Annotated in this window: 7 protein-coding genes and 1 pseudogene; 5 read left to right on the top strand and 3 right to left on the bottom strand. The window is 54.9% G+C overall.

Going from position 1 to position 13818, the window contains the following annotated elements; translation table 11 throughout:
* The gene (locus AC6I8K_RS19825) at positions 1–915 is read right to left on the bottom strand and encodes a DMT family transporter (RefSeq protein WP_497827379.1); all 915 of its coding nucleotides are present in this window, start codon (positions 913–915) and stop codon (positions 1–3) included.
* A gap of 178 nt (positions 916–1093) precedes the next feature.
* Between AC6I8K_RS19825 and AC6I8K_RS19830 the strand changes: the two genes are divergently transcribed.
* The gene (locus AC6I8K_RS19830; RefSeq protein WP_497827380.1) at positions 1094–2008 is read left to right on the top strand and encodes an alpha/beta fold hydrolase; all 915 of its coding nucleotides are present in this window, start codon (positions 1094–1096) and stop codon (positions 2006–2008) included.
* A gap of 17 nt (positions 2009–2025) precedes the next feature.
* Here the strand turns inward: AC6I8K_RS19830 and AC6I8K_RS19835 are convergent.
* Positions 2026–4198 (bottom strand): annotated as a pseudogene (locus AC6I8K_RS19835) (TonB-dependent siderophore receptor).
* 500 nt (positions 4199–4698) lie between these two features.
* Here AC6I8K_RS19835 and AC6I8K_RS19840 point away from each other — a divergent pair.
* The 4 genes from AC6I8K_RS19840 to AC6I8K_RS19855 all read left to right on the top strand — a co-directional run bounded on the left by AC6I8K_RS19840 (position 4699) and on the right by AC6I8K_RS19855 (position 9709).
* Positions 4699–5595: an ABC transporter substrate-binding protein gene (locus AC6I8K_RS19840; protein WP_483818005.1), complete on the top strand. Its 897-nt coding sequence runs from the start codon at positions 4699–4701 to the stop codon at positions 5593–5595.
* Positions 5592–6515 (top strand): amino acid ABC transporter permease, encoded by a 924-nt coding sequence (locus AC6I8K_RS19845; RefSeq protein ID WP_483818004.1) that lies wholly within the window; start codon positions 5592–5594, stop codon positions 6513–6515. Before AC6I8K_RS19840 ends, AC6I8K_RS19845 begins: the two co-directional genes overlap by 4 nt.
* Positions 6508–7269: an amino acid ABC transporter ATP-binding protein gene (locus AC6I8K_RS19850; protein WP_061719602.1), complete on the top strand. Its 762-nt coding sequence runs from the start codon at positions 6508–6510 to the stop codon at positions 7267–7269. Before AC6I8K_RS19845 ends, AC6I8K_RS19850 begins: the two co-directional genes overlap by 8 nt.
* A gap of 148 nt (positions 7270–7417) precedes the next feature.
* A complete protein-coding gene (locus AC6I8K_RS19855) occupies positions 7418–9709 on the top strand; it encodes a molybdopterin-dependent oxidoreductase (protein ID WP_497827381.1) in 2292 nt (763 codons plus the stop codon).
* Positions 9710–9805: 96 nt separating this feature from the next.
* Here the strand turns inward: AC6I8K_RS19855 and AC6I8K_RS19860 are convergent, their stop codons facing one another.
* Positions 9806–13516, bottom strand: a complete 3711-nt coding sequence (locus tag AC6I8K_RS19860) for an FAD-dependent oxidoreductase (RefSeq protein WP_497827382.1) — start codon at positions 13514–13516, stop codon at positions 9806–9808.
* Positions 13517–13818 lie beyond the last annotated feature (302 nt).

Genomic DNA, 13818 nt, shown 5'->3' on the forward strand with positions numbered 1-13818 from the left:
CTATTTGGCGCGGCTGTTGACCGCGGCGCGTTTGCCGAAACCCTTGCTGGTCACCAGCCAAACCGCACAGACAATCAGCAGCGAACCGCCGATAAAGCCCTGATTAATTTGCTCGTCCAGCACTAACCAGCCCCATAAAATTCCGAATGGCGGAATCATAAAGGTGACAGTCAGCGTGCGCAGCGGGCCGATATCGGCCAGCAGACGGAAGTACAGAATGTAGGCGAGTGCGGTACAGATAAACCCAATTGCCAGAATCGAGGCCCATACTGCCGGGATCTGCCAACTGGCGACCGGCGTTTGCGGCGCGCTGAAGGCAAAAAAGGGCAGCAAAAAGAGAGTTGCGCCGAGCTGGCTGCCAAATGCGACTTTAGTGGCGTCCAAGCCACCGCGAGTACTAATCCAGCGTTTCGCTAGAAAACCGGCAAAGCCGTAACAGGTTGTTGCCACCAGGCAGGCCAAAATCCCCATCACCAAGGTTGTGCTTAAATGCGCTTCGCCGGTGGTGCTAATCACGATGATGCCGCTAAATCCAGCGATCATGCCGAGCACTTTGTTAACGGTCAGCTTATCGTCAAAAAAGGCCGCGCCGATTATCACGCCCATTAAGGGTGCAGTGGCGTTGAGAATAGCGGAATAGCCCGCAGGCAACACACGCGCCGCAAGGCAATACATCAGGAACGGAATGGCGGAGTTGATCACGCCTAACAACATCGCCCAGCTTAACTTGCCATCAAAGCGGCGAGGAATGCGCATTATCGCCATGATAAGCAATAAGCCCAACATGCCGCACAACACGCGTAAAAATGCCGTGTTCACCGCGCCCAGCGCCGGCACGGCAATGCGCATAAACAGAAAACTGGCACCCCAAATCGCGGCTAAAAGCAGCAGTCGCAACAGATCCGATGTTCGCATAAGTTTCACAATGGTTAAGAAAAATTCGCGCTTATGTTAGCAAATAACCTGCGACGTAGGGGCGCCATTCATTGCGACCGTCTCACCCTTCACGCAATCAGGTTTTAAATTCCCCAATGTGGCGATCGTCATGTAGTATTTAGGTATCGATCGTTTCCTAAATATCTGGAGAGCAAAAATGTCAGCATCAGTTTTGAAGCATGCGCCGGGCTGGACGCAGCCCTTTAGCGAATTAGACGGATTTTCCCATCATTACGCCACGGTGGATGGCGTACGTTTGCATTATGTCAGTGGCGGTAACGTAAACGGGGAAACCTTGCTGCTGCTGGCGGGATTCCCACAAAGCTGGTTTGCCTGGCGACAGGTAATGGCGCGCCTGGGCGATCGCTATTTTATTATCGCGCCAGACTTACCCGGCCAGGGCGACTCAGATAAACCGCTCAGCGGCTACGACACCACCTCGCTGGCGCAAAAAGTGCAGGGTTTGATGCAGCAACTGGACCTCGATAGCTATTATCTCGCGGCGCACGACGTCGGTGCGTGGGTTGCCTGGCCGTATGCCACGCTGTTTAGCCACCAGGTAAAAAAGCTGGCGTTACTGGATGCTGGCATTCCCGGCGTCACCTTGCCGGAGTCGCTGCCGGCTACGCCGGATAAAGCGTGGAAAACCTGGCACTTCGCGTTCCATCTCTTGCCCGATTTACCGGAGGCGTTGATTGAAGGGCGCGAAGCGATCTATCTCGAATGGTTCCTGAAACGGAAAGCGGCCAGCCCGATGGTGTTCGGCTATGAAGATATGGCGGAATACACCCGTTTGTTACAGCAGAAGGGCGCGATACGCGCAGGCATGGCTGCATATCGTGACGTGGCGGTATCCGCAGGGCAAAACCGTGAGTTACTTCATCAACGCGGCAAACTCGCCTTGCCTTTATTAGCGATCAGCGCCGATCAAGGTTCGATTCCCGATATGGCGATGCCGTTGCGTGCATACGCGGCGGATGTCACGGGAATTAAAATCGCGCACTGCGGTCACTTCATCCCAGATGAGCAACCGCAGGCGCTAGCAGATGCGTTACGCGAGTTTTTTAGTTAAGCCAGGAAGCGGCTCAATTAAAACGACATCGTCAAGCCAGCATAATAGGCGCGGCCTGGTTCGTTATAGGTTGAAGCGCCCGAGTTTTCGCGGTAAATGCGTTTATCAAACAGGTTGTTGATACCGGCATTGGCGCGCAGGTTTTTAGTGATGTCGTAATTGGCGTTCAAACCAAACACCGAATAGGGACTAATCTCCTGCGTCGTCATGCTGGACGCATCGATATTGGTCTCGACATTCTGACGCGGTTTCTGGCGCCCATACTGCGTCCAGTTGATGTTAGCGCTGAGATCCTGCGTCGCCTGCCACTCTAGCTGCGAGTTGATAGTGAATTCCGGGATCACTGACAGCGGATTGCCGGTTTTCTTGCTCTCGGAGCGGAACATATAGGTGGCGTTAGAGCGCCATTCCAGCGTGTCGGCAATTAAAGGAATGGTCAGATTACCTTCCAGTCCTTCAACAACCGCTTTGCCACCGTTTTCCCAGCGCAGCACGTTGTAAACCGGGCGGCTGCTGGAATAAACCGGCTCGGTGCCCGAGACAATTTTGTTCTTATAGTCATTGCGGAACCAGGTTATGCCCGCGACGTAGCCTTGGTCACTGAATTCCAGCCCAATCTCTTTGTTGACGCTGGTTTCCGCATCAAGATCCTGATTACCCAGCAGATAACATTGGCTGAGGCCAATCGGGCAACCGTTGCCACGCGTGGAGAGCAGATAACCCGGTGTGGATTGATAAAGGTTAGGGGCTTTAAACACGCGCGCAATACCGGCTTTCAACGTGAAGTAATCGCCCAGACCTTGCGAAACGTTGAGGCTTGGGCTCCAGTTCGCGCCGAATTGGTCGTGATAATCAAAGCGCAGGCCCGGAATCACTTCGGTGCTATCGGTGGCGGCAATGTTGTCTTCGAAGAACAGCGAACTGAGGGTGGCGCTGTTTTTACTGCTGCGCTGCGACGGATCGCCTGAACTGTCCGGCAAATTCACCCCGATCGCGCTGGCCGAAAGCATCGATGCTGGGTCGTTCAGCTCATCGCGATTCCACTCCGCGCCCAGCGTCACGGTTTGATCAACCAGCAGCTGTAGCGGGAAGTTGATCTCTCCGCCCGCGCGATAGCTTTCCAGACGGCTGGTGGCATAAGTATCGCTATTGATCATGCCTTCGGTACGACCGGCCGTGCCTTCTTGCAGACGCGTATTGTTGGTTTTCTCGTAGTTAACATTGAACTTTGAGGTTCCCCCAATCCCAGATACCGTTGTGCGCGATGCCGTAGCTTTGGCGATACATGCGGTTTGTCTCATCGCCGTACAGCGATTCCACTAAACCGTCGGTGCTGGCGTTGCTGTTACTGTTTTGCGTATCGCCGGCGTAAATGTTGCCCTGGCGGCTGTAGCCGTAAGAGAAGTCGATGATTTGCAACGGCGTGATTTTCCACGAAAGCACGGTGTTGATATCTTTATTGCGCACGCCTTCACGGCCCGCGGCATAAGAACCATTTTCGGCGGTGTTGATATCAAACGCATCGGCATCGGTGCGGTTGATATTGCCGTAGAGACGCATCGTCAACGCATCACCGGCCAGCGGGCCGCTGAGATTGAAGTTAGCGCGTCGGGTATCGCCTTCTTTGTCATTTTCGGGCTGGCTGGTATACAGCGATAGCGAGCCATGCCAATCGTTAGTAGGGCGCTTGGTAATGATATTCACCACGCCGCCCGCCGCGCCAGAACCGTAGCGTGCCGCAGCCGGGCCACGAATTACTTCAATACGCTCAACCATTTCAGCCGGCACCCAATTGGTATCGCCGCGAGAATCACGTTCGCCGCGCCAGCTGTAGCGCACCGCGTTACGCGAGGAAACCGGCACGCCATCGATCATCACTAAAGTATTTTCCGGGCCCATGCCGCGGATATCGATTTGACGGTTGTTACCGCGGCTGCCGCTGGCACCGTTACCGGTGAGGTTAACGCCGGGCATTTTGCGGATGATGTCGGAGAGATCGTTAACAGGGGGATTTTTCTTGATGTCTTCAGCCGTAATCGTGGATACGCCCGGTTGCTGTTTGAGCTCCTGCTCGGCAGTAACAATCATCGACTCATCGTCAGCCAGCTTTTCGGTTGTTTCAACGGCAAAGGCAGGCGACGTTAGCATTCCCGCTAAAACAAGCGCAATCGGACGCTTTTTGCCACGCATGGTTACATTCACTTAATTTTTCTCCCTGTTAGGTTAACAATTGTAAGTAAATGCGCATGATAATGATAACGTTTCTCATTGTATATCTGGCATGACAAACCTTTACACACAGAGGCGACGTCAATTGAAGCGGGGTAGTCCTAATCGGTTAGATGAATCTGTTATGACTAAGAAGCGTTTATTCATGGCGAGCAGCAAAAGCAGGTTATTGATTCGCTAGTAAAATCTGAAATCCGCGCGCTTTTCTTTACGCACACCGGTGCTGAAATGCCTGATTTAAGGCGTTCGTCTCTCTATTCCCATTTTTCGGCAATAGATATGTATTTTTTGCATTTGTGATCGCTGTATATCTTCACAGAGAATGACGCAGGGACGTAATGAGGATGAAAATGCCAACCACTGTGCGCCGTGATGCGCGGTGAGTCTGGAGAAAAAAACATCGCTACCTCAACGCCTTTTCCCGATGGGGAAACATTTTATAAATCAGGAGAAAGGTTCCAGTGAAACTCGCCAAAGGCATCACTTTTATTGCGCTCGCTCTGAGTGCCCACACCGCGTTTGCCGCCGATGAATCCGTGCCAACTGACAGCTCAATCCATGTGCAGGCCGATCCTGCGCTGAAAAGCCTGCTGCCTGCGGATGTGGTAAAGCGTGGCTACATTGTCGCCGGAACCAACCCCAACACGCCGCCAACCACCTTCTATAAAGAAGACAATAAAACGCTGGCGGGTCGTGAAATCGATATCATGAATGCCGTAGGTGAGCGTCTGGGAATCCAGGTTCAATGGCGCGATACCGGCGGTTTCGACAACATTATTCCAGGCCTGAAAACCGGTCGTTATGATGTGGCGCTTTCCAACATCAACGCCACGCCGACGCGTGCCAAAATCATCGACTTCGTCGGTTACTACGATGCCAGCCGCCTTGGCATTATCTCGCGTAAAGATGCCAATATTGCGCCATTCAAAGATCTTGCGGATGTCTGCGGTAAAGAAGTGGGGGCCGGTTCTGGCACCACGCAGGTCACGCGCCTTGAAGACGCCAGCAAAGCCTGTGAAGCCGCAGGTAAAAAACCGATCAAAGTGTCGGTGTTCCCGGATCGCCCTGCTGGCGTGCAGGCGGTGGTAAGCGGTCGCGTGCCCATGTTCCTCGGCCCGTATGAAGGCCTGCTGTGGCAGGTTAAAGTGATCAAACCGTTAACCATGAGCGGCGAAATCACCGTTCACGACGCGCCAGTTTCTGTCGCTTTCCCGAAAGACTCTGCGCTGGAGCCAGCCGTACAGGCCGCGCTCAACTCATTGATCAAAGACGGCAGCTACAACAAGATCCTTGATACCTGGGGCATCGGCTTTGGCGCTGTTAAACAAGCCAAACGCAATCAGGAAATCTTTCAATGAGTGATATTCACGACCACACCGGCGATTTGAAAATCGTCGGCAAACGTTATTACGGACGCTGGCTGAGTGCGCTGGTGGTGCTGTTGTGCGTGGTGGCGATGGCGAACTCGATGATTAACAACCCACGCTTCGAATGGAGCGTGATTGCGGAGAACTTTACCGGCGAATCGATCCTGCAAGGCGTAGTAATGACGCTGCAGCTCACCGCGATCTCTGTGGTGCTGGGTTTTGCCTTCGGTACGGTGCTGGCGCTGATGCGCCTCTCCTCCAATCCGGTGCTGGTGGGCGTAAGCTGGTTTTACACCTGGTTCTTCCGTGGTGTGCCGATGCTGGTACAGCTGTTCCTGTGGTACAACATCGCGGCGCTCTATCCAACCATCGCCCTGTCTATCCCGGGTCTCGGCGAACTCTGGAGCACGCAATCTAACGCGCTGGTGAGCCCATTCAGTGCGGCGGTGATCGCGCTGGTGATGCACCAATCTGCTTATGCTGCTGAAATTGTGCGTGCCGGTATCCAAAGCGTCGGCAACGGCCAGCTGGAAGCCGCGCGTGCGCTTGGCTATCGTCCATCGCAGATTTTCCGTCACACCGTGCTGCCGCAGGCGATGCGCGCCATCATGCCGCCCGCTGGAAACGAAATCATTGGTCAGTTGAAAACCACGGCGGTGGTCTCAGTGATCTCGCTGCAGGACGTGCTGTTCTCGGCGCAGATTATTTACCAGCGTACCTATGAAGTGATTCCGCTGCTGCTGGTGGCAACCTTGTGGTATCTGCTGATGACCTCGGTGCTGTCAGTGGGTCAGTTCTATGTGGAACGCTATTTTGGTCGTGGCGTCACACGCCGGGAAAAACGCAGCCTGTTTAAATCGCTGCCGGGCTTCTCAGCGGCGAAAGCAGAAAGGAGCGTCAGCAATGGGTGAAGCCATCGCATTACGTAAAGTCACCAAGCGCTTCTCTGGCGTCACTATTCTTGACGAAGTGAATCTGGATATTCCCGCCGGGTCAGTCACGGTAATCCTTGGGCCGTCCGGGTCGGGAAAATCGACGCTGTTGCGCTGCATTAATCATCTGGAAAAACTGGATGGCGGCACCATTCGCATTGGTGGCGAGATCATTGGCTACAAGCAAAAAGGCCAGGCGCTGCACGAGTTAAGCAGCGGTGAGGTTGCGCGTCAGCGTGCCGAAATCGGCATGGTGTTTCAGCAGTTCAACCTGTTCCCGCACCGTACCGTATTGCAAAATATCGTGGATGCACCGATGCGGGTGAAGAAGCAGAGCCGTCAGCAAGCGACCAGTAAAGCGCTGTCGCTGTTGAAGCAAGTGGGTTTGTCAGGCCGCGAAGAAGAGTGGCCGCAGAATCTCTCCGGTGGTCAGCAGCAGCGTGTGGCGATTGCCCGCGCGCTGGCAATGGATCCCGGCGTGATGCTGTTTGATGAACCCACCTCTGCGCTCGATCCTGAACTGGTGGGCGAAGTGCTGCAGGTGATTAAACAGCTGGCGCACTCCGGCATCACCATGGTGGTGGTCACGCATGAGATTGGTTTTGCCCGCGAGGTTGCCGACAACATCGTGTTTATGGAAAGCGGCAAAATCGTGGCGGCGGGGCCCACCCAGCAAGTCCTCGACGACCCGGAAAACGGGCGCGTAAGAAACTTTATTGCAACGGTGCTTTAATTTCCTCAGCCCTTGCAGCATGCACATACCGTAGCGGCGCGATTTATCGCGCTGTTTTTAATTTCATTCGTCGCTGCGGCATTGCGCAATAAATTGCGCCGCTACCCTATCTGCAGTGATTGGATTTCAATGAATGCCAGGAACAGTGATGACGCAAAAACCGGTAATGCACAGCGCCCATTGGGGCGCTTTTCATGCCCAGCAACAGGGTGATCGGCTCACCATTGAACCGTTCAAGGGCGATCCCGATCCGAGTCCGCTACTGCAAAACTTCCGCACCGCATTAAACCATCCGGCGCGCGTTTCCCGTCCGATGGTGCGTCGTGGCTGGCTGGAGAATGGGCCTGGCCCAGACGATCGTCGCGGTAACGACGAGTACGTGGCGGTGAGCTGGGATGAAGCTTACGCATTAGTGACGCGTGAGCTGCAACGCGTCGGCGACAAGTATGGTCCGGAAGGCATCTTCGGCGGCTCTTACGGATGGTCGAGCGCGGGACGTTTCCACCACGCGCAAAGTCAGGTGCATCGTTTTCTCAACACCACGCTCGGCGGCTACGTGCGTTCGGTCAATAGCTACAGTTCCGGCTCCGCTTCAGTGCTGTTGCCGCATATTGTCGGCGACATGAATGAAATTGCCCGTCGCGGCGTTAGCTGGGAAGAGATCGCCCAACACAGCGAAATCGTGCTGGCATTTGGCGGTTTGGCGCTGAAAAACTCGCAGGTCGCCAGCGGCGGTTTAAGCGAACACACCGAGCGCGGCTTTATGCAGCAGGCAGCGCAGCGCGGCACGCGCTTTATTTCGGTCAGTCCGTTGAAAAGCGATCTGCCTGAAGAAGCGCAGGGCGAATGGCTGGCGCTGCGACCGGGCACCGACGCGGCCTTTATGCTTGGCGTGTTATCAGTGTTGATCGCCGAGCATTTGACTGATGAAGCCTTCCTCGCGCGCTATACCGTGGGTTGGCCAGAAATGGCGGCCTACATTCGTGGCGAAGAGGATGGCACACCGCGCGATGCAGTGTGGGCAGCAGCAATTTGCGGCGTAAGCGCCGAGTTTATTAACGATTTTGCCCGCCAGCTGCACGGCAAGCGCGTGCTGGTGACGGTAGCACATGCCCTGCAGCGCGCCGAACACGGTGAACAGCCGGTGTGGCTAGGGTTGGTGCTGGCGGCGGCGCTTGGGCAACCGGGCTTGCCGGGCGGCGGTTATACCTATGCACTTGGCGCGCTCGGCCATTACGGCAAACATCACAATCTGGTGAGTTTCCCGGCGCTGCCACAGGGCAAAAACGGCATCGATCGCCTGATTCCGGTGGCGCGTATCGCCGATATGCTGCTCAATCCCGGCAAGCCATTTGATTACAATGGTCGCCGGTTAACCTATCCGCATATCCGTCTGGCATATTGGGCGGGCGGCAATCCGTTCCATCATCATCAGGATTTGGCGCGCCTGCGGCAGGCATTCTGCCAGCTGGATACGCTGATCGTGCATGAAATTGCCTGGACCGCCAGCGCGCGTCATGCGGATATCGTCTTGCCCGCCACCATGACGCTGGAACGTGAAGACATTGGCGGCGCGCCAACCGATCGTCACCTGTTTGCCATGCAGCCGGTGGCAGAACCGTTCGGCGAAGCCAAAGATGATTACGCGATTTTCACCGAGCTGGCGCGGCGTTTAGGTCACGAAGAGGCGTTCACTGAAGGACGTGATACGCGCGGCTGGTTGCAACATCATTATGCCCAGCTGCAGCAAAAGCTGGCGGCGCATCAGGTTGAGATTCCAGAGTTTGATAAATTCTGGCAAGAAGGCGTGCTGGCGTTGCCGCAGCTGAAGGATGGCGGCCGTATGATTAACGCCTTCCGCGCCGATCCAGATACCTCGCCGTTGCCAACGCCAAGCGGTAAAATCGAAATCTTCTCCGCCACTATCGCCAGCTTTAACTACGAAAATTGTCCGGGTCATCCGGTATGGCGTGAACCGCAGCAGAAACCGAATCCCGATCATCCATTTTGGCTGATCGCCAATCAGCCAGCGACGCGTTTGCACAGCCAGCTCGATTTCGGAGATTACAGCCAGAGCGGCAAACGGGATGGGCGCGAAGTGTGCAGTTTGCATCCGGCTGATGCGGCGTCATTAGGCATTCACGATGGCGACATTATCGAACTCTACAACGCGCGCGGTCATGTGCTGGCCAGTGCGCGTCTGACCGAAACCATTATGCGTGGCGTGGTGCAGTTGCCGACCGGCGCCTGGTATGATCCGGTTGATCCCACTGCGCTACGTCCGCTGTGCCGTCACGGCAATCCGAATGTGTTGACGCTGGATATCGGCACCTCATCACTCGCACAAGGCTGCAGCGGGCAAATCACGGTGGTGCAGGTGCGCAAATACCGCGGCGAACTGACGCCGGTGCAGGCATTTACGCCGCCACAGTGTTCATGATGTCCGGCGGGACAACGTAAATCGGTCGCCATCAATGGCGACCATACAGTCAGTTGGCGAAATTTTTGTCGGGTGCGCAGGGATGCGCACCGTTAATTACGCGGTGGTTTTCTGGTTATGCGTCAAATCCTTGACCGTTTCCGCGGCACGTTTCCCGGCAAGAAACGCGTGATCTGAGTTGTAATATTCCCACTCACTGTAACGTCCTGAAAGATGTATACCTTGCGTCGCCAGCCAGCTACGAATCAGCGCAACATTGGCGCTGCGCTGATGGTCGTACACCACGTAGGCATACGGCATATCCACTTCGCTGGCGGTAACGATCGCATCATCGGCATTAATAATGCCCACGCGAATACAATCCGCGATACAGCGTTCAATCAACGCGTCGCCTTCACAGGGCAGCGGTTGATCATCGCGATAGGTCATTTCGCAGGTCAGGCCAAAACCGCCTGCAGGATTACAGTGTGGACTGGCGTTACCTTGTAAAAAGATGCGGTGGAACAGCGTGTTACCAGGATAGTAAATCCAGTGCTTATCGCTGATGGCCGCGCGGCCAATGCCCAGATTGACGCAGCGTACCGAGATATGCCGCAACTGTTTTGCCGCTTTTTGTACCGCTTCCGGCGCAAAGTTGCCCATCAATCGCACCAGTTCCGGCAGCGGCAAGGTGCTGATCATTTGGTCATAGTGGAATTGTCGGCCATCACTCAACAGTACGCGTCGTTGCAGCGGCTGAATCTCATTGACGCTCGCCTCCATCTCCAGCGAGCAAGCCAGATGTGGCAGGAATCCTTCCATCAACGCCTGAAAACCGCCGCGCAGCGGATAACCAAAGCGTGCATTGGGGCCGACAGGTTTATCCAGCGGTGCCAGTGCGCCAGAAATGATTTGCTCTAAATCTGGCAAGGGTACGCGTCCGCCGAGCCATGAGGTTTCCATATTTGCCAGCGGCGTTTTCCACAGTTTTTGGTTATAGGGCAGGGCAAAATGTCGGGCGATGCCTTTACCCCAGGTGCGGAAAATAAAGCTTTCGAAATCTTCATTCTCCGGCTGACAGGCCAGGCTTTCACCATCCGGGATGGCACCATCAGCGCAGCAGTCATGCCGCGCTTCTGTGGCGACGGCTTGCAGCACAGGAGCCGACTCATAGCGCGCTTCAATCGCACCCAACACGCATTCGCCAATCACCTCGGCAGGCAAACCATGCAGCGCCGACTGGAACGGATAGCGGGTGTAAACATCATGGCTGTAAACCCAGGCTTCACGCGTTTGCCAGTGCTGATTGTCGCCCAGCAGAATGTCGTACAGGCGCAACACGTAAGGATCGTTAGAAAACATGATGTGGCCGGCGTGATCGAAAGTGAATCCCTGATCCTCGACAGAACGGCACCAGCCGCCCACGCTGGCATTCTTCTCCAGCACCACTGCACCTGCACCGTAATGATATCCGGCACTCAATCCGGTGGGGCCAGCACCCAGGATCAGGCACTCAATGGTGTTATGCGCCAGCGCTGGCGGGGCGGCGGCGGCCATTTCGGCAGGGGAAATCGGGTGTTTCATCAGCGCCACGATGTGCGCTTGCATCTCTTCAGCGGTGCGATCCCATGAAGTCTCGGCGACGCGTGCTGCCATGTTTTTCGCCAATTGATAACGGGTTTCTACCGGCATGTTGAGCGCCGCTTCGCAGGCCTGAATAAAATCCTGCTGTGAATCGGCGATGCTCACCACCTCGGCATAATGACGTGTTACATCGGCAATTGCCGTGCTAACGATCGGCAGCTGCGCCGCCATGTATTCCAGCACTTTGGTTGGGCTAATAAAGCGCGTAGATGGATTCAACGCGAAGGGCATCAGGCACACGTCCCAACCGGCGAGAAAATGCGGCAAGGCGGCGTAAGGCTGCTGACCAAACCAGTGCAGATTGCTGCGCTGCGGCAAGCTGGCGACGTCAATTTTCACTACCGGACCGACCATCACAATCTGCCAGTCAGGATGTGCATCTGCCAGCGCGGCAATCAGCGTTAAATCGAGGCGCTCATCAATCACACCGTAATAGCCCAGGCGCGGTTTCGGCATGTTTTCCTGCAGCGGATGGCTGTTAGTCCGGTCTAGCGCCTGTTCAAAATGTGCGGCATCAACGCTACTTGGGCAGCAGTAAACCTGCGGATGGCGATGTTTTTTCGCTTCATACAGGCTGGTGCCGCCGGTGAACACGATGTCTGCGCGGCTTAACAGCGCGGATTCACGTTGTTGTAACTGACGTGGAGCCTGGTTGAAGGCAGAGAGCTCATCCATACAGTCATAAATAATGGCACTTGGGGTGAAACAGGCCAGTAGCGGCAGCGCCATCGGTGTGTAAAACCACACCAGCGGCGTTTCATCGTCATCAAGCAGTTCGGCCAGCAGCGGTTGCAGCACGGCGATTTGGCTGTCATGGAAACCGGGTGCAGCCACATCGGTATGCGGCTCGATCACCGTCACATTGGGTGCTGGTTGATATTGGCGTAACGCCGCTTCACCGGGCTGATAAATCGGCTCTTCAATAAATACAATGCGGTGGAACTGAGCGAGGCGCGACAACAAATGCTGCGGACGTTGAAAAACAAATCCCCAACGTAGATGACTGAATACCACTAATACGGATTGTTTCATGACGCTTTCCTCTGGCCGGTTGGCCACGGTGATAAGACCCTGGAAACGGGCTAATACGCGTTGTGATTGCAGTAATGACGCGGCATAAACCAGGTTCAGCTGGCGCTTTTTGTGGGGATCAACATCCCACAAGCCGCTGCGTGGCCAGTGCTGGAGATCCTCCCAAAGTGGGCGATCGATAATCGGATAAAGGCAGATGCCGCGAATATCACAGCCGCTAAGCTGTGCCTGCGCGACATCGGCAGTGACCTGAGCAATCCAGGCGGCGCGTCCGCTGCCGACATGGCTGGTTTCAGCCAGCAAAATCGGCCGCTGATAGCGCTGGGTTAACTGCGTCAGCAACGGATGCAGCGGCACGCGGCGCTTATCTCCGAGATGCCAATCCAACAGACCACCAGACCAGGCAAACCACTGGTTACTGTGGTAATAATTGGCACCCACCACGTCGAGATAGTGTGGTTTACCGCCGAGTTCCGGCTCGCGCAGACCGGCAATCATGTCCCACGCCTGATATTGTGACGCGTTGATCTCGCGGGTGCGCTGCCGACACGCCTCGCTGTCTTCATCCGGCACCACATGAATAATCGGGTCACAATGCAGAAAGCGTGCGCGCGGATCGACACAGCGAATGGCGGCGCAGCCCGCCAGCGTGGCGCGAATGAGCTGGCGTTTAATTTCGTCGGGATCGTTATGCGCATTATTGCCAAACAGGCCGACAGATATTCCCCATGCCATAAACGAGATTTCATTCATCGGCGAATATATGGGTGCGTCTTCATAATATTCAGCGAGAAATAGCGCCATGCGCTGACAAAATGCGGCGAAGCGCGGCACAAATTCGCTGGAAAATAAGGTTAAGTCGTCCGGCCAGCCGTAATGGCAAAAGGTCCAGTTAATTTGCACACCAAATGAGCGCGCGGCATTCATGCGCTTTTTTAAACTTTCGAGCGTGGCTTGCGGTTCCATTTCCGCCAGTCGCCAGCCAATACTTTCGCGGGCCGATGTCATTCCGAACTGCTGCAGCGCGGCATAATCGGTATGGTATTGTGATAAATGGTCGGTCAACGCATTCATTGAAAGCCGTTCCCCGCAGGGATTGATATGATCTGCTCCCTCATAACCGGCTTGCCAAAAGCTGGAAAATGGCGGCATGGTGTTCCCCCGGAATAGAATTCAGGAAATAAAAAGTGAGAGAATTTAATTTATTAATTAAGTGGTACGCATAAATATTTATCTGCGCACATCTCGTAGCGGCGCAATTTATTGCGCGATACATCTCGCTGCTACGATATGTGCGGTCATTTACCGATCGTTAGACTGCGTATCTAAACGACACATTTTTTGGAAAAACCAATTAAAATTATAACCACGCTTTGGCTTAACGCAAATGACTGAGCTGAAAAGAAAATAAGCACAGCGTGAGTTCTGGTTAAATAAGTGAAGCGGCAGGTGAG

The organism is Pantoea sp. X-Soil-ISGK-421 (assembly GCF_059730785.1).

Excerpts from the sequence above, each read along its gene's own strand:
- AC6I8K_RS19825 (WP_497827379.1), bottom strand. The coding sequence starts at position 915 with ATGCGAACATCGGATCTGTTGCGACTGCTGCTTTTAGCCGCGATTTGG.
- AC6I8K_RS19830 (WP_497827380.1), top strand. The coding sequence starts at position 1,094 with ATGTCAGCATCAGTTTTGAAGCATGCGCCGGGCTGGACGCAGCCCTTT.
- AC6I8K_RS19845 (WP_483818004.1), top strand. The coding sequence starts at position 5,592 with ATGAGTGATATTCACGACCACACCGGCGATTTGAAAATCGTCGGCAAA.
- AC6I8K_RS19850 (WP_061719602.1), top strand. The coding sequence starts at position 6,508 with ATGGGTGAAGCCATCGCATTACGTAAAGTCACCAAGCGCTTCTCTGGC.
- AC6I8K_RS19855 (WP_497827381.1), top strand. The coding sequence starts at position 7,418 with ATGACGCAAAAACCGGTAATGCACAGCGCCCATTGGGGCGCTTTTCAT.
- AC6I8K_RS19860 (WP_497827382.1), bottom strand. The coding sequence starts at position 13,516 with ATGCCGCCATTTTCCAGCTTTTGGCAAGCCGGTTATGAGGGAGCAGAT.